The 23,401-nt window shown below is 70.6% G+C and carries 21 protein-coding genes and 1 pseudogene; 19 read left to right on the top strand and 3 right to left on the bottom strand.

Features of this window, described 5'->3' with window-relative positions:
- Positions 1 to 85 precede the first annotated feature (85 nt).
- The gene (locus tag EAO71_RS02275; protein ID WP_147976071.1) at positions 86 to 928 is read left to right on the top strand and encodes a M23 family metallopeptidase; all 843 of its coding nucleotides are present in this window, start codon (positions 86 to 88) and stop codon (positions 926 to 928) included.
- Between the two features lie 108 nt (positions 929 to 1,036).
- Here the strand turns inward: EAO71_RS02275 and EAO71_RS02270 are convergent, their stop codons facing one another.
- Positions 1,037 to 1,240 (bottom strand): cold-shock protein, encoded by a 204-nt coding sequence (locus EAO71_RS02270; protein WP_003967102.1) that lies wholly within the window; start codon positions 1,238 to 1,240, stop codon positions 1,037 to 1,039.
- Between the two features lie 258 nt (positions 1,241 to 1,498).
- Between EAO71_RS02270 and EAO71_RS02265 the strand changes: the two genes are divergently transcribed.
- Entirely contained in the window at positions 1,499 to 2,365 is an 867-nt protein-coding gene (locus EAO71_RS02265) for a menaquinone biosynthetic enzyme MqnA/MqnD family protein (protein ID WP_147976070.1), read from the top strand.
- 44 nt (positions 2,366 to 2,409) lie between these two features.
- Here the strand turns inward: EAO71_RS02265 and EAO71_RS02260 are convergent, their stop codons facing one another.
- Positions 2,410 to 3,453: an alpha/beta hydrolase gene (locus EAO71_RS02260; protein WP_147976069.1), complete on the bottom strand. Its 1,044-nt coding sequence runs from the start codon at positions 3,451 to 3,453 to the stop codon at positions 2,410 to 2,412.
- Between the two features lie 149 nt (positions 3,454 to 3,602).
- Between EAO71_RS02260 and EAO71_RS02255 the strand changes: the two genes are divergently transcribed.
- From EAO71_RS02255 to EAO71_RS02235, 5 genes and pseudogenes are all read left to right on the top strand, one after another.
- A complete protein-coding gene (locus EAO71_RS02255) occupies positions 3,603 to 5,273 on the top strand; it encodes a serine/threonine-protein kinase (protein WP_147976068.1) in 1,671 nt (556 codons plus the stop codon).
- A gap of 59 nt (positions 5,274 to 5,332) precedes the next feature.
- Positions 5,333 to 6,532 (top strand): cyclic dehypoxanthinyl futalosine synthase, encoded by a 1,200-nt coding sequence (gene mqnC / locus EAO71_RS02250; RefSeq protein WP_147976067.1) that lies wholly within the window; start codon positions 5,333 to 5,335, stop codon positions 6,530 to 6,532.
- Between the two features lie 7 nt (positions 6,533 to 6,539).
- Complete coding sequence (locus EAO71_RS02245; protein WP_147976066.1) at positions 6,540 to 7,187, top strand: amidohydrolase family protein; 648 nt, start codon at positions 6,540 to 6,542, stop codon at positions 7,185 to 7,187.
- An 84-nt stretch (positions 7,188 to 7,271) separates the two neighbouring features.
- The gene (locus EAO71_RS02240; protein ID WP_147976065.1) at positions 7,272 to 7,967 is read left to right on the top strand and encodes a demethylmenaquinone methyltransferase; all 696 of its coding nucleotides are present in this window, start codon (positions 7,272 to 7,274) and stop codon (positions 7,965 to 7,967) included.
- Between the two features lie 114 nt (positions 7,968 to 8,081).
- A pseudogene (locus EAO71_RS02235) lies at positions 8,082 to 9,013 on the top strand (FAD-dependent monooxygenase); the annotation flags it as partial.
- 192 nt (positions 9,014 to 9,205) lie between these two features.
- Here EAO71_RS02235 and EAO71_RS02230 read toward each other — a convergent pair.
- Entirely contained in the window at positions 9,206 to 10,015 is an 810-nt protein-coding gene (locus tag EAO71_RS02230; protein WP_147976064.1) for a C40 family peptidase, read from the bottom strand.
- A 708-nt stretch (positions 10,016 to 10,723) separates the two neighbouring features.
- On the opposite strand from EAO71_RS02230, the gene EAO71_RS02225 reads away from it, so the two are divergent.
- The 12 genes from EAO71_RS02225 (at position 10,724) to nuoL (ending at position 23,400) form a co-directional block, all read left to right on the top strand.
- Positions 10,724 to 11,083: an NADH-quinone oxidoreductase subunit A gene (locus tag EAO71_RS02225; RefSeq protein WP_147976063.1), complete on the top strand. Its 360-nt coding sequence runs from the start codon at positions 10,724 to 10,726 to the stop codon at positions 11,081 to 11,083.
- A 17-nt stretch (positions 11,084 to 11,100) separates the two neighbouring features.
- Positions 11,101 to 11,655 carry a NuoB/complex I 20 kDa subunit family protein gene (locus EAO71_RS02220; RefSeq protein ID WP_147976062.1) on the top strand — a complete coding sequence of 185 codons (555 nt, stop codon included), beginning with the start codon at positions 11,101 to 11,103 and terminating at the stop codon, positions 11,653 to 11,655.
- Positions 11,652 to 12,383 (top strand): NADH-quinone oxidoreductase subunit C, encoded by a 732-nt coding sequence (locus EAO71_RS02215; protein ID WP_147976061.1) that lies wholly within the window; start codon positions 11,652 to 11,654, stop codon positions 12,381 to 12,383. The genes EAO71_RS02220 and EAO71_RS02215 overlap by 4 nt, the downstream gene beginning before the upstream one ends.
- Positions 12,380 to 13,702 carry an NADH-quinone oxidoreductase subunit D gene (locus tag EAO71_RS02210; protein WP_147976060.1) on the top strand — a complete coding sequence of 441 codons (1,323 nt, stop codon included), beginning with the start codon at positions 12,380 to 12,382 and terminating at the stop codon, positions 13,700 to 13,702. Before EAO71_RS02215 ends, EAO71_RS02210 begins: the two co-directional genes overlap by 4 nt.
- The gene (gene nuoE / locus EAO71_RS02205) at positions 13,699 to 14,448 is read left to right on the top strand and encodes an NADH-quinone oxidoreductase subunit NuoE (protein WP_147976059.1); all 750 of its coding nucleotides are present in this window, start codon (positions 13,699 to 13,701) and stop codon (positions 14,446 to 14,448) included. Before EAO71_RS02210 ends, nuoE begins: the two co-directional genes overlap by 4 nt.
- The gene (gene nuoF, locus EAO71_RS02200; RefSeq protein ID WP_147976058.1) at positions 14,448 to 15,797 is read left to right on the top strand and encodes an NADH-quinone oxidoreductase subunit NuoF; all 1,350 of its coding nucleotides are present in this window, start codon (positions 14,448 to 14,450) and stop codon (positions 15,795 to 15,797) included. The genes nuoE and nuoF overlap by 1 nt, the downstream gene beginning before the upstream one ends.
- A complete protein-coding gene (locus EAO71_RS02195) occupies positions 15,794 to 18,295 on the top strand; it encodes an NADH-quinone oxidoreductase subunit G (protein ID WP_147976057.1) in 2,502 nt (833 codons plus the stop codon). Before nuoF ends, EAO71_RS02195 begins: the two co-directional genes overlap by 4 nt.
- 112 nt (positions 18,296 to 18,407) lie before the next feature.
- Positions 18,408 to 19,802 (top strand): NADH-quinone oxidoreductase subunit NuoH, encoded by a 1,395-nt coding sequence (gene nuoH / locus EAO71_RS02190; protein WP_147976056.1) that lies wholly within the window; start codon positions 18,408 to 18,410, stop codon positions 19,800 to 19,802.
- Positions 19,777 to 20,373, top strand: a complete 597-nt coding sequence (gene nuoI, locus EAO71_RS02185; protein WP_147976055.1) for an NADH-quinone oxidoreductase subunit NuoI — start codon at positions 19,777 to 19,779, stop codon at positions 20,371 to 20,373. The genes nuoH and nuoI overlap by 26 nt, the downstream gene beginning before the upstream one ends.
- Positions 20,370 to 21,197, top strand: coding sequence for an NADH-quinone oxidoreductase subunit J (locus tag EAO71_RS02180; RefSeq protein WP_147976054.1), 828 nt, complete (start codon positions 20,370 to 20,372; stop codon positions 21,195 to 21,197). The genes nuoI and EAO71_RS02180 overlap by 4 nt, the downstream gene beginning before the upstream one ends.
- Positions 21,194 to 21,493: an NADH-quinone oxidoreductase subunit NuoK gene (gene nuoK / locus EAO71_RS02175; protein ID WP_030214504.1), complete on the top strand. Its 300-nt coding sequence runs from the start codon at positions 21,194 to 21,196 to the stop codon at positions 21,491 to 21,493. The genes EAO71_RS02180 and nuoK overlap by 4 nt, the downstream gene beginning before the upstream one ends.
- A gap of 11 nt (positions 21,494 to 21,504) precedes the next feature.
- On the top strand, positions 21,505 to 23,400 hold the full coding sequence (gene nuoL, locus EAO71_RS02170) for an NADH-quinone oxidoreductase subunit L (RefSeq protein ID WP_147976053.1): 1,896 nt from the start codon (positions 21,505 to 21,507) through the stop codon (positions 23,398 to 23,400).
- Position 23,401: the final 1 nt, after the last annotated feature.

The raw sequence follows: 23,401 nt of genomic DNA, 5'->3' as shown, positions 1-23,401 counted from the left end.
GGGTGATCCGTAAGGTGCGAGGGGAACGCATCCGTCCTCCGGGTGTGGGGGGCCCCCGCGGAGGCCCCCCACACCCGGAGGACGGATGCGTTCCCCTCGCACCTTACGGATCACCCTGGCCGGCACCCTGCTCACCCTGCTCGCCGGACTGCTCACCGCCCTCACCGCCGGGACCGCCCACGCGGCCCCCGTCTTCAAGGCGCCCTTCCCCTGCGGCCAGAAGTGGACCTACAGCCACCACTCCGCCGAGGTGCGGCAGGCGCTCGACTTCGTCAGGTCGGACGGCGGGACGACCGCGGGCACCCCGGTCCTCGCCTCGGCGTCCGGCACGGCCACCCGCCACTCGCAGCCCAGCGGCGCGGGCAACTACATCGTGATCGACCACGGCGGCGGCTGGAAGACGTACTACTTCCACCTCAGCGCCTACTCCGTCGCGAACGGGGCCTGGGTGAGCCAGGGCCAGCAGGTCGGCACCACCGGCTCCACCGGCAACAGCTCCGGCGCCCACATCCACTACGAGCAGCTCTACAACGGCGTGGGCCAGCCGATCGCGATCAACGGCGCCTCCCTCGCGCCCTATCCCGGCTCGTACGGATCCAGGCACCTGACCAGCGACAACGGCTGCTCGGGAGGCGGTGGCACGTACTGGGTCGACACCTTCGCCAACGCCACGGGCTACGCCCAGGCGAACACGGCCGACGCCCAGGGCGTGCTGAACGCGGGCACGAACTACGTCTACTGCAAGGTCTGGGGCCAGGAGATCAGGGACGCCTCCGGCAACTACAACCACTGGTGGCTGCGGACCGACCTGGACACGGTCTACGCCGGCAAGAACGGCCGGGGCGCGTACGTCTCCGCGTACTACCTCTCCCGCTGGGGCAACGACGAGGCCCGCGACAACAACGGCACCGTCATCCCCAACTGCTGACACCGGGATCCGTCTGCCGAAAGGCAGGAGCCCCGCTCGTGCCCGAGGACACGGAGCGGGGCTCCTTGGGTACTTCTCTAGCCGTGCGCGATCGCCGACCCGGGCAACTTAGGCCGGGGTGACGTTCTCCGCCTGCGGGCCCTTCGGACCCTGCGTGACGTCGAAGTTCACGACCTGGTTCTCCTCGAGGGAGCGGAACCCGGACGCGTTGATCGCGGAGTAGTGGACGAAGACATCCGGGCCGCCGCCGTCCTGGGCGATGAAGCCGAAGCCCTTTTCAGCGTTGAACCACTTGACGGTTCCGGTAGCCATAAGCCCTCCTTGGGCCAAAGGGTTGCCCTGCTCCAGAACCTGCAAAGAAGTCTGAAAACTACAAAAGCCTGCGGGTCACATGCTCCGCAGGCTCTGTACTGCAAGGGAAACCAAACTGCAACTTGCGAGGAGCGTAGCACGCAGGGTGTGCGGCGCACTAGAGGGAAAGATCACGTCACCCACACGTTTGACGTGCGACGGCGTGCTGACGCGCGCCCCGGCGATGTCCGACGTGCGAGACGGGTCTAGCCTCGCGATGTGGACAATGCAACCGATGACCACCAGCGCAGCCGGCCCCGTGTCGGGCACATCCAGTTCCTGAACTGTCTGCCCCTCTACTGGGGCCTGGCCCGTACCGGAACGCTTCTCGATCTGGAGCTGACCAAGGACACCCCGGAGAAGCTCAGCGAGCGGCTGGTCCGGGGCGACCTCGATATCGGCCCCATCACCCTCGTGGAATATCTCCGGAACGCGGACGGCCTGGTCGCCCTGCCGGACATCGCGGTGGGCTGCGACGGCCCCGTGATGTCCTGTGTGATCGTCTCCCAGCGCCCGCTGGACCGGCTGGACGGGGCGCGGGTGGCCCTCGGCTCCACCTCCCGCACCTCCGTACGGCTCGCCCAGCTGCTGCTCGCCGAGCAGTACGGCGTCCACCCGGACTACTACACCTGCCCGCCCGACCTGGGGCTGATGATGCAGGAGGCGGACGCGGCCGTCCTGATCGGCGACGCGGCCCTGCGGGCCTCGCTGCACGACGCCCCGCGGCTGGGCCTCCAGGTCCACGACCTGGGGCTGATGTGGAAGGACTGGACGGGCCTCCCGTTCGTCTTCGCGGTGTGGGCGGCGCGCAAGGACTACCTGGCGGAGCAGCCCGAGACGGTCCGCGAGGTCCACGAGGCGTTCCTGGCCTCGCGCGACCTGTCGCTCGTGGAGGTCGCCAAGGTCGCCGAGCAGGCCGCACGCTGGGAGTCCTTCGACGCGGAGCTGCTGGAGCGGTACTTCCGGACGCTCGATTTCCGCTTCGGGCCCGAGCAGCTCGCGGGTGTGCGGGAGTTCGCCCGCCGGACCGGTCCGACGACCGGCTTCCCGGCGAACGTGCAGGTCGAGCTGCTGGGCCACCGGTAGCCCGGGGCGGCCGGCCGCCGCTCCGGGACGCGTCCGGGCACGGCCTACGGGGCGGCGACCGGGCCCTGCATGTGGCGGCTGATCCACTCCATCGAGCCCTCGTCCATGCCCCGCATGTAGCTCCTGGCGTCGTGCCCGCCGTCCTGGATCACCTGGAGGCGGGACTTCACCGGGCCCTTGGTGTAGTTCTTCATGAACGCCTTCAGCCGGGCCATCCCCGACTCCTTGGTCCCGATCTGGAACGCGAGGTAGGTCTCGTTCGCCCGGGTGTCCGGCTTCGCGCCGAGCGCCCGGGCGAGCTTCTCCGGGTTGTTCGCCTGGCGTTCGGCCTCGTGCCCGGCCCACAGCGGTGAATCGGGGACCGTGTCGGGCCCCGAGGCGATGACGGCCTTGAACTTGTCCGGGTGCTGGAGCACCGACTTGAGTCCGACGAAGGCACCCGAGGACGACCCCATGAACCCCCAGCCGTCACGGGACTTGAAGGTGCGGAAATTCGCCCGCACGAAATCCGGCACGTCCTCGGTCAGCCAGGTGCCCATTCGCGGCTGACCCGGAATATCGCTGCCGTCGTAGTAGAACTTGGCGTCCGGGTTGAGAACCGGCATCACGACGATGAACGGCAGGCTCTTTCCCTCCCGCGACCACGCGCTGATGCGCTGCTGGAGTTTGAGGTCCCCACCCATCCAGTAATTCACCGGATAGCCCTTTCCTCCCGGCAGGGCGACGAGGACCGGGAAGCCGCTCTCCGCGTACTTCGGGTCGAAATACTGCTGGGGCGCCCACACCCACACCTTGCCCGTGAAACCGGACTTCTCGCCCCGGAGCGTGGTGACGCCCACCTTGGTGCCGTCGTCCAGGGTGTTGGCCGTGGTGAAGATCGCCCTGGGGCCGGTGGGGAAGACGGTCTCGGGCCCGCGGGCGTGCACGGGCCGCCGCCCACCGGTCTCGCCGGCCCGCCCGGCACTCCCGGCCGAGGCCCTCGGGGTGTCGAACGTCAGCGGGGCCTCCTCCTCGGAGCAGCCGGTGACCAGCGCGGCGACGGAGCCGAGCGCGAGGGCGGCGGCGAGGATCCTGGGCAGGCGTTTCATGGAGCGACTCCGGGTGCTTTCGGACACGACGGGTATCAAGGGGTTGACGAGAAGGAGGAGGGGCCTGACGCCCCTTCGGTTGGCTCGGCGGGGCCGCGAATCCTCACGAACCGGCCCACGGGGAGCTCCGCGCTGCTAGAAGGGGAAGCATGCAGCCGCTCGAAGCAGGGGAACCGACGACCATCGGGGCCTACCGTCTCCTCGGCAGACTCGGCGCCGGCGGCATGGGGCGCGTCTACCTCGCCCGGAACGCGGGTGGCCGGACCGTCGCCGTGAAGGTCGTGCACCCGCACTTCGCGCTGGACGAGCAGTTCAGGGCCCGGTTCCGGCGCGAGGTCGAGGCCGCGCGCCGGGTCGGCGGAGCCTGGACCGCGCCGGTCCTGGACGCCGACACCGAGGCCGCCGTGCCCTGGGTGGCCAGCGGTTACGTCGCCGGTCCGACCCTGGCCCGGGCCGTCGAGACGCTCGGCCCGCTGCCCGAGCACACCGTGCGGACCCTGGGCGCGGGCCTCGCCGAGGCGTTGTCCGGTGTCCACGCCCTCGGGCTGGTGCACCGCGACGTGAAGCCCTCCAACCTGATCCTGACCCTCGACGGGCCCCGGCTCATCGACTTCGGCATCGCCCGCGCCACCGAAGGCACGGCCTCGCTCACCGCGACCGGCGTCTCCGTCGGCTCGCCCGGCTACATGGCGCCCGAGCAGATCCTCGGCACGGGCACCACCGGCGCCGGCGACGTGTTCTCGCTCGGCGCCGTCCTCGTCTACGCGGCCACCGGCGCCCCGCCCTTCTCCGGCGACACCTCGGCCGCCCTGCTCTACAAGGTCGTCCACGAGGAGCCCGAACTGGGCGCGCTGACCGGCGAACTGCGCGAACTGGTCGGCGCCTGCCTGGCCAAGGACCCGGCCGCCCGCCCGACCCCGGCGCGGGCCGCGGCCGTCCTCGCCCCCGGCGGCGCGGCGTCGCTGGTGGCGGGCGGCTGGCTGCCGGGCCCCCTGGTGGAGGAGGTCAGCAGGACCGCCGTACGGCTCCTGGAACTGGAACCGGCCGCGCGGGACGCGGGTCTGTCCGGCCCGGTGCCCTTCAGCTCGCCGTCCGTCGGGACGTTCGGGCCGCCCTTCGAACCGGTCGGCACGGGTGAGGTCCCACCGCCCCGGGCCGGCGGCCCGACCGCCCCCGGAACCGGCGGAGCCCCGGGCCCCGGCGGGCGGCCCGAGGGGGGCACGGGCCGGAGCCTCACCCTGTCCGTCGCCGCGGGACGACGGGTCAGCTGCTCGGTCGCCCTCGCCGTCGCCGGGGCGCTGGCCGCCGTCACCCTGGGCGCCGGGTACCTCTTCGACCTGATGCCGGGCGGCCGTGACGACCCCCGCGCCTCGGACTCCGGCGGGAGCACGTCGAGCCCGCCGGCCGCGACCGCGCCGACCACGGCCGCGCCCTCCGCCACGGCGGGGAGCGGCAGCGTGCCCGCCGCCTTCGTCGGGACCTGGACCGGCCCGACCACCGAACGCAACGGCTCGCCGCACGGGGACTTCACCGCCGTCGTCGCCGCGGGCCGGACCGGCGAGGACGTGGTGCGCACCACGCACGAGATCACCCTTCTCGGCACCACCGTCCGCTGCCACGGCATCGGGAAGCTGGCCTCCGCCTCCGCGACCGAGCTGCGGATCACCGAACGGACCGACCCCGACCGGCCGGGCACGGCCGGCCTGTGCACCAGCGGGACCTCGTCCCTCACCCTCACGCTCGGCGAGGACGGCACCCTCGCCTACCGTTCCGAGGAGGAGGCCGCCGGGAAGCCGACGGGCACCCTGCGAAAGTCCTGAGAACCGCTGGCGTAGGCTGGTTCGGTCCGACCAGCACCCCTCCGAAAGGGACTCACCCGGTGACCGAGAAGGCCGACCTTCAGTCCGTCCTCGACCGCGCCGCAGAGGGTGGCCGGATCACCCCCGAGGAGGCGCTCGACCTCTACCGCTCGGCGCCGCTGCACGCGCTGGGCGCGGCTGCCGACGCCGTGCGCCGCCGCCGCTACGCGGGTACCGAGCACATCGCCACGTACATCGTCGAGCGGAACATCAACTACACCAACGTGTGCGTCACGGCGTGCAAGTTCTGCGCCTTCTACGCACCGCCCAAGGACACCGCCAAGGGCTGGACCCGCGACCTCGACGACATCCTGCGCCGCTGCGCGGAGACGGTGGAGCTCGGCGGCACCCAGATCATGTTCCAGGGCGGTCACCACCCGGACTACGGCGTCGAGTACTACGAGAAGCACTTCTCCGCCATCAAGAAGGACTTCCCGGAGCTGGTCATCCACTCCCTCGGCGCGTCCGAGGTCGAGCACATGGCCCGGATCAGCGGGGTCTCCGTCGAGGAGGCGATCACCCGGATCCACGCGGCCGGCCTCGACTCCTTCGCCGGTGCCGGCGCGGAGCTGCTGCCCGCCCGCCCCCGCAAGGCGATCGCCCCGCTCAAGGAGAGCGGCGAGCGGTGGCTGGAGATCATGGAGATCGCGCACGGCCTGGGCGTGGAGTCCACCTCCACGATGCTGATGGGCACCGGCGAGACGAACGCCGAGCGCATCGAGCACCTGCGGATGATCCGCGACGTGCAGGACCGGACGGGCGGCTTCCGGGCCTTCATCCCGTACACGTACCAGCCCGAGAACAACCACCTCAAGGGCCGGACCCAGGCGACGATCTTCGAGTACCTGCGGATGATCGCCATCGCGCGCCTGTTCATGGACAACATCGCGCACATCCAGGGATCCTGGCTGACCGTCGGCAAGGAGGTCGGCCAGCTGTCGCTGCACTACGGCGCGGACGACCTCGGTTCGATCATGCTGGAGGAGAACGTGGTCTCCTCGGCGGGCGCCAAGCACCGCTCGAACCGCCTGGAGATCATCGACCTGATCCGCAAGGCCGGCCGGGTCCCCGCCCAGCGGGCGACGACGTACGAGCACCTGGTCGTGCACGACGACCCGGCGAACGACCCGGTCGACGAGCGGGTCGCCTCGCACATCTCGTCGACGGCGCTGGAGGGCGGCACGGCCCACCCGGAGCTCCAGATCATCGCCGCCACCTGACGCGGCCGTGCTCACGATCCACGCGGCGGACCTGGTCCTGCCCGGCGGCGGCCACGCGCCCGTGCCGGGCGGGGCCGTCGTCGTCCGGGGCTCGCTGATCGCCGCGATCGGCCCGTACGAGGACCTCGCCGCCGCCCACCCCGGCGCGCGGACCCGGCGCTGGCCGGGCCTGCTGACCCCGGGGCTGGTGAACCCGTACGGCCCCGAGCTCCTGGAGCGGGCCTACCACCCGGACCCGCGCGAGGCCGCGGAACTCGGCACCGAGCCGATCACGGGCGCGAGCGCCCTCGCCGCCCTGGGCATGACTGACGCCCGCTGGGGCGCGAGCGCCCGGCGGGGCGTCCAGCGGATGCTCGCGCACGGGACGGTCGCGGTGGCCGGCGACCTGTGGCGACCCGCGGTCGTGGACGCCGTGGCGCGCGCGGGCCTGAGCACGGAGCAGCGCTTCGACGCGCCTCCGGGTCCTCCGTCGCTGGATCCGCTGGCGGACGGCCGCCCCCTCGCGGAAGCGGTCCTGACACCGCTGGGCCCCGTGGGCGTCGACGCCGGCTTCGCCGTCTTCGACGTGCGGGACGAGGCCGAACTCGCCGCCCGCGGCGCGGGGACCTGCGTCGCGACCGTGCTCGCCGGCCGGCTGGTCTTCCGGCGCCGCTGAATCCGGCCGCCTCCGAGAGCCGTGCCGTGCCCGAAAGGCCGAAGCGGTTCGAGAACGGATTCACAGGGCTGCGACAATGGCCGCGTGACGCGAGCAACCCTGGACAAGCAGCCGCACGAAGTCGCCTCGATGTTCGACGACGTGGCGGCGAACTACGACCTGACCAACGACGTGCTCTCGCTCGGCCAGGACCGGCGCTGGCGCAAGGAGGTCGCCAAGGCGGTCGACGCCCGCCCGGCGCAGCGGATCCTGGACCTGGCCGCCGGTACCGGCACCTCGTCGCTGCCCTTCGCGGCGACCGGCGCGTACGTCGTGCCCTGCGACTTCTCGCTCGGCATGCTGCGCGAGGGCAAGAAGCGGCACGGCTGGCTGCCGCTGACCGCAGGTGACGGCACCCGCCTGCCCTTCCGCGACGACGTCTTCGACGCGGTGACGATCTCCTTCGGTCTGCGCAACATCCAGGACACGGACGCGGCGCTGCGCGAGCTGTACCGCGTGACGAAGCCCGGCGGCCGGGTCGTGATCTGCGAGTTCTCCCACCCGACGTGGGCGCCGTTCCGCACGGTCTACGAGGAGTACCTGATGCGGGCGCTGCCGCCGGTGGCCCGCGCGGTCTCGTCCAACCCGGACGCCTACGTGTACCTCGCCGAGTCCATCCAGTCCTGGCCGGACCAGCCGACCCTCGCGGGCCTGCTGCAGAAGGCCGGCTGGTCGAAGGTCGCCTGGCGCAACCTGAGCGGCGGCATCGTGGCGATGCACCGGGGCTTCAAGACCGTCTGACGCCCCCGGCGACGGGCCCGCGGGTCCCCTGGCCGCCGGCCGCCCCGTTCGCGGGGTGGCCCTCGGTCGGGCCGCGGGGCGCCCCCATAGACTGGGCCGGTATCAACGCCGTCCGGGGCAGGCCCGGCCGGCTCCACGACCGCCTACTACCTCGCCAAGGCCGGACTCGACGTCCTGCTGCTGGAGAAGACCGCGTTCCCCCGCGAGAAGGTCTGCGGCGACGGCCTCACCCCGCGCGCCACCAAGCAGCTGGTCGCCATGGGCATCGACATCTCCGAAGAGGCCGGCTGGCTGCGCAACAAGGGGCTGCGGATCATCGGCGGCGGCGTGCGCCTCCAGCTCGACTGGCCCGATCTCGCCTCGTACCCGGACTACGCTACCTGGAGTCCTGGCTGGAGCTCTGGGACCGGCGCGGCCCGCAGGACCGGCTCCTGCCCGGCTACGGCTGGATCTTCGGCATGGGCGACGGCACGTCCAACGTCGGCCTCGGCATCCTGAACTCCTCCTCGGCCTTCAAGGAGCTGGACTGGCGCGAGGTCCTCAAGGCCTGGTGCGCCTCCATGCCGGAGGACTGGGGCTTCACCCCGGACAACATGACGACGCCGATCCGCGGCGCCGCCCTCCCGATGGCCTTCAACCGCCAGCCGCACTACACCAAGGGCCTGCTGCTCGTCGGTGACGCCGGCGGCCTGGTCAACCCGTTCAACGGAGAGGGCATCGCCTACGCGATGGAGTCGGGCCAGATCGCGGCCGACGTCATCGTCCAGGCGCACGCCCGGGCGACCCCCGCCCAGCGCGAACTCGCGCTGCACAACTACCCGAAGATCCTGAAGGACACCTACGGCGGCTACTACACGCTGGGCCGCGCCTTCGTGAAGATCATCGGCAATCCGAAGATCATGAAGATCGCGACGCAGCGGGGCCTGACCCACCCGGTCCTGATGAAGTTCACGCTGAAGATGCTGGCGAACCTCACGGACCCGACGGGCGGCGACGCGATGGACCGCATCATCAACGGTCTCTCGAAGGTGGCCCCGAAGGCCTGAGCCGGAGCTCCCGGGGCCCGAGGCCGCGGGAGGGGTCCGGGGAGCCTCACGCGGCTCCCAGGCCCCCTCCGGCCGCGGGGCCCCTCGCCCCGGCCGGCACCGGAACCGCGAAAAGCCGTCACTCCCCCGAGGAGTGACGGCTTTTCACTGTTATGGCAAGGGAAGCGACGGAGAATCCCGAAGCGTCCGAAATCAGAGGATACGCACGGCTCCGGACGGCATGTCCCAGTCCAGGGAGCGCTCGACCACGCCGGTGGACGGGTTCTGCGCGCCGACGTACTTGCCGCCGCCCACGTAGATGGCCACGTGGTACGAGCCGCTGCGGCTGCCCCAGTACAGGATGTCGCCGGGCTGGAGGCTGCTCAGCGAGACGGACGTGCCCATGCTGGACTGCGAGCTGGAGACGCGGGGCAGGTCGATGTTGGCCTGGCGGTACGCGGCCTGCACGAGGCCCGAGCAGTCCCAGGAGTTCGGGCCGGTGCCGCCGGACACGTAGGCGTCGCCGAGCTGCGCCTTGGCGAAGGCCACGATCGCCGCGGCGGAGCCGGTGGCGACCTGCGAGGTGCTGTCGGAGGAGTCGCTCGCGGAGTACGCGGAGAGCGAGGTGCGGCTCGCGGTGCGCGAGGCGCGGTCACGGGCCTCGGCGCGGGCCTTCTCCGCCTTCTCGGCCTCGGCCTTGCGGTCGGCCTCCGCCTTGGCCTTCTTGGCTTCCTTGGCGGCCTTCTGGAGGGCGGCGTCCTCCTGGGTGCGCAGGCTCTGGTCGAGGGCCTCCTGCTGGGACGCCTCCGCCGACGCGGAGACGACGCTCGCCAGGTCGGTGTCGAGCGAGCCCAGCGTGGGCATCTCGATGGTCTCGGTCACCGGCTCGGCGTTGGCCGGCCCGGCGGCACCGGCCACCGCGATGGTGCTGAGTACGCCACCGGCAACTCCGGCCCGGAACGCGAGCTTCGAAGCGCTGCGGCGGGGCTTCCGGTGGCTGGGTATATGAGCGGTCTGGGACATAGGAACAACCGCTATCAGGCGATCGCGGTTCCCATCAAGAAACGTGTGTTGCGCCACAGTTACGACCGGAACCCCTCAATCCGCTTCTCTGGCACCCTTATTGACGCCGTAACGGGCAAATCGGGCATCGACGATCAAGCCCTTGATCATGGGTTTTCCGCGAAACGTCCGAATTGACCGCCACTTACCACCTCTTCACACCGATGGCCAAGCCCCGCTTTCCCGGGACGGGTGCGTGTGTGGCGCAGGTCACATGGGGGCGCCCCCGGGGTGCCGGCGGCCCTCGTGAACGGACGCACGCGTCCACTTCGGTACGCGAAGGCCCTCGACCGGGCGACGGCGGGATCCTTTACCACTCCGCCGACCCGTGTCGCCAATTTGCCTGTACAGCCCAACTCTTGATAGTGCGCACCCCCTTCGACCAGCGGTTTCGGGTCCGGATGTCACAACTGGTGATCACCTGGGCGCTTCGCGTGCCAAGATCACCGCTCATCCGACTTGATGATCGTTCGTCAGGTGGTGGAGATCACAAAGTCCTTGGTGCACCCCGTGTCGCAGATCACAGAGGGGCGGGCATAGGATGCGGGACAGTCGGGCTTGTGAACTGCCTCACATGTACGCGATCTTCGCGTGACTGTGGGCTGCTGAGCGAGGAAGACCCCGACGGTGCGGTCCAACGGTCAAGGACGACTGGAAGGAGCGAGGAGCGTGAATGCGTACGCGCCCATCCTCGTGCTCGGCGCCCTGGGTGCGGGGTTTGCGATCTTCTCCGTGGTCATGGCCACGCTAATCGGCCCAAAACGGTACAACAGGGCGAAGCTTGAGGCGTACGAGTGCGGCATCGAGCCGACGCCCAAGCCGGTCACGGGCGGTCGCTTCCCCATCAAGTACTACCTGACGGCGATGCTCTTCATCGTCTTCGACATCGAGATCGTCTTCCTCTACCCCTGGGCGGTCACCTTCGACGCCCTGGGGCTTTTCGGGCTCGTGGAGATGCTGCTCTTCGTGCTCACCGTCTTCGTCGCCTACGCCTACGTGTGGCGGCGCGGCGGCCTGGAATGGGACTGAGGGGCTGAGGGGCACCTATGGGACTCGAAGAGAAACTGCCGAGCGGCTTCGTGCTGACGACGGTCGAACAGGCCGCGGGCTGGGTGCGCAAGGCGTCCGTCTTCCCCGCGACCTTCGGCCTCGCCTGCTGCGCCATCGAGATGATGACGACCGGCGCCGGGCGGTACGACCTGGCGCGCTTCGGCATGGAGGTCTTCCGCGGCTCGCCGCGCCAGGCCGACCTGATGATCGTGGCCGGCCGCGTCAGCCAGAAGATGGCGCCCGTCCTGCGGCAGGTCTACGACCAGATGCCGAACCCCAAGTGGGTCATCTCCATGGGCGTCTGCGCCTCGTCGGGCGGGATGTTCAACAACTACGCGATCGTGCAGGGAGTCGACCACATCGTCCCGGTCGACATCTATCTGCCGGGCTGCCCCCCGCGCCCCGAGATGCTGATGGACGCGATCCTCAAGCTCCACCAGAAGATCCAGAACTCCAAGCTCGGCGTGAACGCGGAGGAAGCGGCCCGCGAGGCGGAGGAGGCGGCGCTGAAGGCGCTGCCGACGATCGAGATGAAGGGTCTGCTCCGGTGAGTGACGAGACACCCAATCCCGAGAAGGACCTCTCCTCGCAGAACCTGCCGGGGCAGCGTGGGGAGCACGGTGAGGAGGTCCGCGTCCAGCGCGGGATGTTCGGCGCCAACGACGGCGGCGACACCTCCGGCTACGGCGGCCTCGTCCGCTCGGTGCGCCTGCCCGGCGAGGCCACCCGCCCGTACGGCGGCTGGTTCGACGAGGTGGCCGACGAACTCGAGGGCGCCCTGGACGAGCAGGGACTGCTCCCGGAGAACGCGATCGAGAAGACGGTCGTCGACCGCGACGAGCTCACCTTCCACATCGCGCGCGAGCACCTCGTCCGGGTGGCGAGGACCCTGCGCGACGACCCGGCGCTGCGGTTCGAGCTGTGTACGGGCGTCTCCGGTGTCCACTACCCCGGGGACCAGGGCCGCGAGCTGCACGCCGTCTACCACCTGCGTTCGCTGACCCACGGCCGGCTGATCCGGCTGGAGGTGTCCGCCCCGGACACCGACCGGCGCATCCCGTCGCTCACCGCGGTCTATCCGACGAACGACTGGCACGAGCGCGAGGCGTACGACTTCTTCGGCATCGTCTTCGACGGCCATCCCGCCCTCACCCGGATCATGATGCCGGACGACTGGCAGGGCTTCCCGCAGCGCAAGGACTACCCCCTCGGCGGCATCGCCGTCGAGTACAAGGGTGCCCAGATCCCGGCTCCCGACCAGCGGAGGTCGTACTCGTGACTACCCCATCGGCAAGCGCGCGCGAGACCACCGAGGGCACCGTCTACACGGTCACGGGTGGGGACTGGGACGAGGTCGTCCAGTCCGCGGCCAAGGCGGACGACGAGCGGATCGTCGTCAACATGGGTCCCCAGCACCCGTCCACGCACGGCGTGCTCCGGCTGATCCTGGAGATCGACGGCGAGACCGTCACCGAGGCCCGCTGCGGCATCGGCTACCTCCACACCGGCATCGAGAAGAACCTCGAGTACCGGACCTGGACGCAGGGCACCACCTTCGTCACGCGCATGGACTACCTCACCTCGTTCTACAACGAGACGGCGTACTGCCTGGGCGTGGAGAAGCTGCTCGGCATCACCGAGCAGATCCCGGACCGCGCCAGCGTCATCCGCGTCCTGCTCATGGAGCTCAACCGGCTCTCCTCCCACCTGGTGTGCATCGCCACCGGCGGCATGGAGCTGGGCGCCACCACGATCATGATCTACGGCTTCCGGGACCGCGAGATGATCCTGGACCTGTACGAGCTGATCACCGGCCTGCGCATGAACCACGCGTACATCCGGCCCGGCGGCCTCGCCCAGGACCTCCCGCCCGGCGCCGTCGACGCCGTGCGCGAGTTCGTGAAGACCATGAAGAAGAACCTGCCGGAGTACGACAAGCTCGCCACCGGCAACCCGATCTTCAAGGCCCGCATGCAGGACGTCGGCTACCTCGACCTCACCGGCTGCATGGCGCTCGGCGCCACCGGCCCGATCCTGCGCTCCGCGGGCCTCCCGCACGACCTGCGCAAGACGGACCCGTACTGCGGCTACGAGAACTACGAGTTCGAGGTCCCCACCGCCGACACCTGCGACTCCTACGGCCGCTTCCTCGTGCGGCTGGAGGAGATGCGGCAGTCGCTGCGGATCGTCGAGCAGTGCCTGGACCGCCTGGAGCCCGGCGACGTCATGGTCGGCGACAAGAAGATCGCCTGGCCGGCGCAGCTCGCCCTCGGCACGGACGGTCTCGGCAACTCCCTCGACCACATCAAGAAGATCATGGGCACCTCCATGGAGGCCCTGATCCACCACTTCAAGCTGGTGACCGAGGGCTTCCGCGTGCCGGCCGGACAGGCCTACGCGGCCGTCGAGTCGCCCAAGGGCGAGCTCGGCGTGCACGTCGTCAGCGACGGCGGCACCCGCCCCTACCGGGTCCACTTCCGCGACCCGTCCTTCACCAACCTGCAGGCCATGGCGGCGATGTGCGAGGGCGGCCAGGTCGCCGACGTCATCGTCGCCGTCGCCTCCATCGACCCCGTGATGGGAGGCGTCGACCGATGACCGACAACGCTTCGTCGACGAACCTGGGCATGCCCCAGCTTCCCGCCCCCGCCTACCCGGCCGACGTCCGGGCCCGGCTGGAGGCGGACGCCAAGGAGATCGTCGCCCGCTACCCGGGGTCCCGCTCCGCGCTCCTGCCGCTGCTGCACCTGGTGCAGTCGGAGGAAGGCCACGTCACCCGCACGGGCATGCAGTTCTGCGCGGACGTCCTCGGCCTGACCACGGCCGAGGTCACCGCGGTGGCGACCTTCTACACCATGTACCGCCGCAAGCCGTCGGGCGACTACCAGGTCGGCGTCTGCACCAACACGCTCTGCGCGGTCATGGGCGGCGACGCCATCTTCGAGGAGCTCAAGGAGCACCTCGGCGTCGGCAACGACGAGACCACCGCCGACGGCAAGGTCACGCTGGAGCACATCGAGTGCAACGCGGCCTGCGACTTCGCGCCGGTGGTGATGGTCAACTGGGAGTTCTTCGACAACCAGACGCCCGAGACCGCCAAGCGGCTCGTCGACGACCTGCGCGCCGGACGTCCCGTCGCACCCACCCGTGGCGCGCCCCTGTGCACGTACAAGGAGACCGCCCGCATCCTGGCCGGCTTCCCCGACGAGCGCGAGGGGGCCGTCGAGGCCACCGGCGGGGCCGGCCCGGCCTCGCTCGTCGGGCTGCGCCTGGCCAAGGGCGAGACCCCGCACCACAAGATCGTCCACCCGCGCGGCGAGTCAGCCAGTGGGGAGGGGGAGTGATGACCTTGGCAGCCGAGATCAACAACAGCAGCCCCGAGAAGCTTCTCGCGCCCGTCCTGTCGTCGTTCTGGGACCAGCCGAACTCCTGGACCCTGGAGACGTACAAGCGGCACGAGGGCTACCAGGGCCTGAAGAAGGCGCTCGCGATGTCGCCCGACGACCTCATCGCGTACGTCAAGGACTCCGGACTCCGCGGCCGCGGCGGCGCCGGCTTCCCCACCGGGATGAAGTGGCAGTTCATCCCGCAGGGCGACGGCAAGCCGCACTACCTCGTGGTCAACGCGGACGAGTCGGAGCCGGGGACCTGCAAGGACATCCCGCTCCTCTTCGCCAACCCGCACTCCCTCATCGAGGGCATCGTGATCGCCTGCTACGCGATCCGCTCCAGCCACGCCTTCATCTACCTGCGCGGCGAGGTCGTCCCGGTGCTGCGCCGGCTGCACGAGGCCGTGCGTGAGGCGTACGAGGCCGGCTATCTGGGCGAGAACGTCCTGGGCAGCGGACTCGACGTCGAACTCACCGTGCACGCGGGCGCCGGCGCGTACATCTGCGGCGAGGAGACCGCCCTGCTCGACTCGCTCGAAGGGCGCCGCGGCCAGCCCCGGCTGCGTCCCCCGTTCCCCGCGGTCGCCGGTCTGTACGCCTGCCCCACCGTGGTGAACAACGTCGAGTCCATCGCGTCCGTTCCCGCGATCCTGAACCGCGGCAAGGACTGGTTCAAGTCGATGGGCAGCGAGAAGTCCCCCGGCTTCACGCTCTACTCGCTCAGCGGCCACGTCGCCTCGCCCGGCCAGTTCGAGGCCCCGCTCGGGATCACCCTGCGCCAGCTGCTCGACATGAGCGGCGGGATGAGGCCCGGCCACCGGCTCAAGTTCTGGACCCCCGGCGGATCCTCCACGCCGATGTTCACCGACGAGCACCTCGACGTCCCGCTGGACTACGAGGGCGTCGGCGCGGCCGGCTCGATGCTGGGCACCAAGGCGCTGCAGTGCTTCGACGAGACCACCTGTGTGGTGCGGGCCGTCACCCGCTGGACGGAGTTCTACGCCCACGAGTCGTGCGGCAAGTGCACGCCCTGCCGTGAAGGCACCTACTGGCTGGTCCAGTTGCTGCGCGACATCGAGGCGGGCAAGGGGCGGATGTCCGACCTCGACAAGCTCAACGACATCGCCGACAACATCAACGGCAAGTCGTTCTGCGCGCTCGGCGACGGCGCCGCCTCCCCGATCTTCTCCTCGCTGAAGTACTTCCGCGAGGAGTACGAGCAGCACATCACCGGCCGCGGCTGCCCCTTCGACCCGGCCAAGTCGACCGCCTGGGCGGACAACCACAAGGAGGTGACCGCATGACCGTCATCGCGTCCACCCCCAGCGGCGGCGGCAGCGCGGCGGGGCCGTCCGGGGCCGCCGGCCAGGATCTGGTCACGCTGACCATCGACGGCGTCGAGATCTCCGTCCCCAAGGGGACGCTGGTCATCCGCGCCGCCGAGCAGCTCGGCATCGAGATCCCGCGTTTCTGCGACCACCCGCTCCTCGACCCGGCCGGCGCCTGCCGCCAGTGCATCGTCGAGGTGGAGGGCCAGCGCAAGCCGATGGCCTCCTGCACCATCACCTGCACCGACGGCATGGTGGTCCGCTCGCAGCTGACCAGCCCGGTCGCCGAGAAGGCGCAGCACGGTGTGATGGAGCTGCTGCTCATCAACCACCCGCTGGACTGCCCGGTCTGCGACAAGGGCGGCGAGTGCCCGCTGCAGAACCAGGCGATGTCGCACGGCCAGGCCGAGTCCCGCTTCGAGGGGCGGAAGCGGACCTACGAGAAGCCGGTCCCGATCTCCACCCAGGTGCTGCTCGACCGCGAGCGCTGCGTGCTGTGCGCGCGGTGCACCCGCTTCTCCAACCAGGTCGCCGGCGACCCGATGATCGAGCTGATCGAGCGCGGCGCGCTCCAGCAGGTCGGCACCGGCGAGGGCGACCCCTTCGAGTCGTACTTCTCCGGCAACACCATCCAGATCTGCCCGGTCGGCGCGCTGACCTCGGCGGCGTACCGCTTCCGCTCCCGGCCCTTCGACCTGGTGTCGACGCCCGGGGTCTGCGAGCACTGCGCCGGCGGCTGCGCCACCCGGACCGACCACCGGCGCGGCAAGGTCGTGCGACGTCTGGCGGCCGAGGACCCGGAGGTCAACGAGGAGTGGGTGTGCGACAAGGGGCGGTTCGGCTTCCGGTACGCGCAGCAGCGCGACCGGCTGACGACCCCCCTCGTCCGCAACGCCGAGGGCGTCCTCGAACCCGCCTCCTGGCCCGAGGCCCTGGAGGCCGCGGCCCGCGGCCTGGTCCGCGGCCGCACCGGTGTCCTGGCCGGCGGCCGGCTGACCGTCGAGGACTCCTACGCGTACGCGAAGTTCGCGCGGGTCGCCCTCGACACCAACGACGTCGACTTCCGGGCCCGGGTCCACTCCAGCGAGGAGGCCGACTTCCTGGCCTCGCAGGTCGCCGGACGCGGACGCGACCTGGACGGCGCCGGCGTCACCTACACCTCCCTGGAGGCCGCGCCGGCGGTGCTCCTGATCGGTCTCGAAGCCGAGGAGGAGGCCCCGGGCGTCTTCCTGCGGCTGCGCAAGGCCTGGCGCAAGCACGGCCAGCGGACCTACGCGATCGCCTCGCACGCCACCCGCGGCCTGACGAAGGCGGGCGGCACGCTGCTGCCCGCCGCGCCCGGCACCGAGACGGAGTGGCTCGACGCGCTCACCTCCCGGGTCGGTCTCGACGAGGCCGGTGCGGACGCGGCCGAGGCCCTGCGCCTCGACGGCGCCGTCATCGTGGTCGGCGAGCGGCTCGCCGCCGTGCCGGGCGCGCTGACCGCGGCCGTCCGCGGGGCGACGGCCACCGGGGCGAAGCTGGTGTGGATCCCCCGCCGGGCCGGCGAGCGCGGCGCGCTCGAAGCCGGCGCCATCCCGACGCTGCTGCCCGGCGGCCGTCCGGCCACCGACCCGCGGGCGCGGGAGGAGGTCGCCGCGGCCTGGGGCGTACGCGAACTCCCGCACGGCTACGGCCGTGACACGGGCCAGATCGTCGAGGCCGCCGCCGTCGGCGAACTGGGCGCGCTGCTCGTCGGAGGCGTCGAGGTCCGCGACCTGCCGGACCCGGCACGGGCCCGCGAGGCGCTCGACGCGGCCTTCGTGGTGTCGCTGGAGCTGCGGCCGAGCGAGGTCACCGACCGGGCCGACGTGGTCCTGCCGGTCGCGGCGGTCGCCGAGAAGCCCGGCACCTTCCTCAACTGGGAGGGCAGGGCCCGGCTCTTCGAGGCCGCGCTCAAGCCCGAGCAGATGACCCGGCGCCTCGCCCCGTCGGACGCCCGGGTGCTCCACATGCTCGCGGACGCCCTCGACGCGCACCTGGCGCTGCCCGACCTGCGGTCCGTCCGGCGGGAGCTGGACCGGCTGGGCGGCTGGACGGGGGAGCGGGCCTCCGAGCCCGCCGAGCCGGCGCAGCCCGCGGCCCGGCCGGGCGACGGCGAGGCCGTCCTCGGCGGCCACCGGCTGCTGCTCGACCTGGGCCGCCTGCAGGAGGGCGACACCGCCCTGGCCGGCACCCGGCACGCGGCACCGGCCCGGCTGTCGGCCGCCACCGCGGCGGAGACCGGCGTCAAGGACGGCGACCTCCTCGCGGTGACCGGCCCGGCGGGCTCGGTCCACCTCCCGCTCCAGGTCACCGAGATGCCCGACCGGGTGGTGTGGCTGCCGCTGAACTCCACCGGCGGCGGCGTGCTCTCCGACACCGGCGCCCACCCCGGCGACCTGGTCCGCATCGGTCCCGCGGGCGCCGCCGACGCGGCGGAGGTCCGGTCATGACCGCGCCCCTCGCCCGCCCGGCCGCGGGCCGCGGGCCCGCGGGGCGGCGCCCCCGCTTCCCCCTCGTCAGGCCGGGCGCAGCCCGGGCCGTAGCCGCTCCGGAGGTGCGCGCATGACCGCCCTCGCTCCACTCGCGGAGGCACAGCGCAGCGTGCTCGCCGCCGAGGACCTCTCCATGTTCGGCACGGACCCCTGGTGGCTCGTCGCGATCAAGGCGGTCTTCTGCTTCGCCTTCCTGATGATCACCGTGCTCTTCTCCATCGTGTGGGAGCGCAAGGTCGTCGCCTGGATGCAGCTGCGCATCGGCCCGAACCGGCACGGCCCCTGGGGCCTCCTCCAGTCCCTCGCGGACGGCATCAAGCTGATGCTGAAGGAGGACGTGATCGTCAAGCGGGCCGACAAGGTCGTCTACGTCCTCGCGCCGATCATCGCCGCGGCCCCGGCGTTCATGGCGATCGCCGTGATCCCCTTCGGCCCGGCCGGCAACGAGGTCTCGATCTTCGGCCACCGCACCTCGATGCAGCTCACCGACCTGCCGATCGCCATGCTCTACGTGCTGGCCATCGCCTCCGTCGGGATCTACGGCATCGTGCTCGCCGGCTGGTCCTCCGGCTCCACCTATCCGCTGCTGGGCGGTCTGCGCTCCTGCGCGCAGATGATCTCCTACGAGATCGCGATGGGCGCCGCGTTCGCCTCCGTCTTCCTCTACTCCGGGTCGATGTCGACCTCGGCGATCGTGGAGGCGCAGGCCGACCGCTGGTTCATCGTCCTGCTGCCGGTCTCCTTCATCATCTACGTGGTCACGATGGTCGGTGAGACCAACCGCGCCCCGTTCGACATGCCGGAGTCCGAGGGCGACCTGGTCGGCGGCTTCAACACCGAGTACTCCTCGATCAAGTTCGCGATGTTCATGCTCGCCGAGTACGTGAACATGGTGACGGTCTCGGCCGTGTCGGTGACCCTCTTCCTGGGCGGCTGGCGGGCCCCGTACCCGATCTCGACCTTCTGGGAGGGCGCGAACCACGGCTGGTGGCCGCTCCTCTGGTTCGTCATCAAGGTCCAGCTGCTGCTCTTCTTCTTCATCTGGCTGCGCGGCACGCTGCCCCGCGTCCGCTACGACCAGCTGATGAAGCTCGGCTGGAAGGTCCTCATCCCGGTCTCGGTGCTCTGGCTGATGCTGGTCGCCACCGTCCGGGCGCTGCGGAACGAGAACTACGGGTTCCAGACGATCGTGCTCTACGTCGCCGGAGCGGTCATCGCCGTGCTGCTGCTCTCCTTCATCGCGGACATGTTCCGCGACCGGAAGGCCAGGAGCGAGGCCGCTTCCGCACCCGAGGACAGCCTCCCCTTCGACCCGATGGCCGGCGGATTCCCCGTACCGCCCAAGCCGGGACAAGCCCTGCCGCCGGTCCCGCGGCGCCGGTCCCGCCGCGACCGCGACCTGGTCGTCAGCGGCGGCCCCGATTCTGCTACTGCGAGCGATGGAAAGGAGACGGACGGTGTCTGATTTCCAGAATCCGGTGGCCGGCTTCGGCGTGACCTTCAAGGCCATGTTCAAGAAGCGGCTGACCGAGCAGTACCCGGAGCAGCAGAAGACGACGGCGCCGCGCTTCCACGGCCGGCACCAGCTCAACCGCCATCCGGACGGACTCGAGAAGTGCGTCGGCTGCGAACTGTGCGCCTGGGCCTGCCCCGCGGACGCCATCTACGTGGAGGGCGCGGACAACACCGACGAGGAGCGCTACTCCCCGGGTGAGCGGTACGGCGCGGTCTACCAGATCAACTACGCCCGCTGCATCCTGTGCGGCCTGTGCATCGAGGCGTGCCCCACGCGGGCGCTCACGATGACCAACGAGTTCGAACTGGCCGACTCCTCCCGCGAGAACCTGATCTACACCAAGGAGCAGCTGCTCGCGGGCCTGGAGGAGGGCATGGTCGACTCCCCGCACGCGATCCACCCCGGGACGGACGAGCAGGACTACTACCGGGGGCTGGTCACCGGTGCCGCGCCCGGCACGGTCCGGCAGGTCGCCGCCTCCAAGGGGGAGAACGGCGAGCCGGAGGAGGTGGACGCATGACCGCCGACCTCGCGGCGTACACCACCTCGGGTGGTGAGGCCTTCCAGTTCTGGGTCCTCGGCACCGTCGCCGTCATCGGCGCCCTGTGCACGATCCTCATGAAGAAGGCCATGCACAGCGCGCTGTGCCTGGCCGGCACCATGATCATCCTCGCCGTCTTCTACCTCGCCAACGGCGCGTACTTCCTCGGCATCGTCCAGATCGTCGTCTACACCGGCGCGATCATGATGCTCTTCCTCTTCATCGTCATGCTGGTCGGTGTCACGGCCGCGGACTCGCTGAAGGAGACCATCAAGGGGCAGCGCTGGTGGGCCGCGGCCTGCGGGCTCGGCTTCGGCGTGCTGCTCGTCGCGGGCATCGGCCAGGCGTCGCTCACGGAGTTCAACGGACTCGGCGCGGCCAACAGCGCGTACGGCGGCAACGTCGAGGGCCTCGCCGCCCTCATCTTCACCAAGTACGTCTTCGCCTTCGAGATCACCGGCGCGCTGCTGATCACGGCAGCGGTCGGCGCGATGGTGCTCACGCACCGCGAGCGCACCGAGAAGGCCAGGACCCAGCGCGAGCTGTCCGAGCAGCGCGTGCGCGAGGGCAAGCACGTGCCGCCGCTGCCCGCCCCCGGCGTCTACGCCCGGCACAACGCCGTGGACGTCGCCGGTCTGCTGCCCGACGGCACGCCCGCCGAGCTGACGGTCATGCAGACGCTGCGCAAGCGCGGTCAGATCCGGGACGTGTCCACCGAGGCCCTCGCCGACCTCAAGGCGCTGGAGCAGCGCTCCGAGGAGCGGCTCGGCCGGGACCGGGACGAAGAGGAGGCCACCCGGTGAACCCCGTCAACTACCTGTACCTCGCGGCCCTGCTGTTCACCATCGGCGCGGCCGGGGTGCTGATCCGGCGCAACGCGATCGTGGTGTTCATGTGCGTGGAGCTGATGCTCAACGCCTGCAACCTGGCGTTCGTCGCCTTCTCCCGGATGCACGGCAACCTCGACGGCCAGATCATCGCGTTCTTCACGATGGTCGTCGCCGCCGCGGAGGTCGTGGTCGGGCTCGCGATCATCGTGTCGGTCTTCCGGGCGCGCCACTCGGCCTCGGTCGACGACGCCAGCCTGATGAAGCTGTGAGGGGCTGAACCGTGGAGAACCTGATTGCGCTGCTCATCGCGGCGCCCCTGCTGGGAGCGGCCGTCCTGCTGTGCGGCGGCCGTCGCCTGGACAAGACCGGGCACTGGCTCGGCACCGTGCTCGCGGCCGTCTCCTTCGTCATCGGCGTCGTCCTCTTCGCCGACATGCTCGGCCGGAGCGCCGACGACCGGGCCCTGCACCAGACGCTGTACACCTGGATCCCGGTCGACAGCTTCCAGGCGGAGATGGCCTTCCAGCTCGACCAGCTGTCGATGACCTTCGTCCTGCTGATCACCGGCGTCGGCACGCTCATCCACGTGTACTCGATCGGGTACATGGAGCACGACGAGCGCCGCCGCCGCTTCTTCGGCTACCTCAACCTGTTCGTCGCGGCGATGCTGCTGCTGGTCCTCGCCGACAACTACCTGCTGCTGTACTTCGGCTGGGAGGGCGTCGGCCTCGCCTCGTACCTCCTGATCGGCTTCTGGCAGCACAAGCCCAGCGCGGCGACCGCCGCCAAGAAGGCCTTCCTGGTCAACCGGGTCGGCGACATCGGCCTGTCGATCGCCATCATGATCATGTTCACCACCTTCGGGACCTTCGCCTTCGGGCCGGTCCTCGGATCGGTGGACGGGGCGAGCGAGGGCACGCTGACGGCGATCGCCCTGATGCTGCTCCTCGCGGCCTGCGGCAAGTCGGCCCAGGTGCCGCTGCAGTCCTGGCTCGGTGACGCGATGGAGGGCCCGACCCCGGTCTCGGCCCTGATCCACGCCGCCACCATGGTCACCGCCGGCGTGTACCTGATCGTCCGCTCGGCCGACATCTTCAACGCCGCCCCGGACGCCCAGCTCGTGGTCACCGTGGTCGGCGCGGTCACTCTCCTCTTCGGTGCGATCGTCGGTTGCGCCAAGGACGACATCAAGAAGGCGCTGGCCGGCTCCACGATGTCGCAGATCGGCTACATGATCCTGGCGGCGGGCCTCGGCCCCATCGGCTACGTCTTCGCGATCATGCACCTGGTGACCCACGGCTTCTTCAAGGCCGGGCTGTTCCTCGGTGCCGGTTCGGTCATGCACGGCATGAACGACGAGGTGGACATGCGCCGTTACGGCGGCCTGCGGAAGTACATGCCGGTCACCTTCGTCACCTTCGGCCTCGGCTACCTCGCCATCATCGGCTTCCCGGGACTGTCCGGCTTCTTCTCCAAGGACAAGATCATCGAGGCCGCCTTCGCCAAGGGCGGCACCGAGGGCTGGATCCTCGGCGCGGTCACCCTGCTGGGCGCCGCCATCACCGCGTACTACATGACCCGCGTGATGCTGATGACCTTCTTCGGCGAGAAGCGCTGGCAGGCGGACGAGAAGGGCGACCTGCCGCACCCGCACGAGTCGCCGAAGTCGATGACCGTCCCGATGGTCCTGCTGGCCGTCGGCTCCGTGTGCGCCGGCGCCTTCTTCAGCATCGGCGACCGCTTCGTGACCTGGCTGGAGCCGGTGACGAGCTTCGAGCACGGGCACCCGCCGATCAGCGCCGGGGCCATCACCTCCGCCACCGTCGCGGTCATGGTGATCGGCGTCGCCGTCGCCTACGTCCAGTACGGCCGCAGGCCGGTCCCGGTCGTCGCGCCGCGCGGGTCGCTGCTCACGAGGGCGGCCCGCCGCGACCTCCTCCAGGACGACTTCAACCACGTCGTCTTCGTCCGCGGCGGCACCCACCTCACCCGCTCCCTCGTCTACGTCGACCACAGCCTGGTCGACGGCGTGGTCAACGGCACCGCGGCCTCGGTCGGCGGCCTGTCCGGCCGGCTGCGCAAGCTCCAGAACGGCTACGCCCGCACGTACGCGGTCTCCATGTTCGGAGGTACGGCGGTGCTGATCGCCGCGACCCTGCTGATGAGGGCGGTGTAAC

Origin of the sequence: Streptomyces sp. MS191 (genome assembly GCF_008042125.1) — a bacterium.
Taxonomy (GTDB): Bacteria; Actinomycetota; Actinomycetes; order Streptomycetales; family Streptomycetaceae; genus Streptomyces.
The sequence above is the reverse complement of the archived record's forward strand: the minus strand, read 5'-3'. Positions and strand labels throughout refer to the sequence as shown.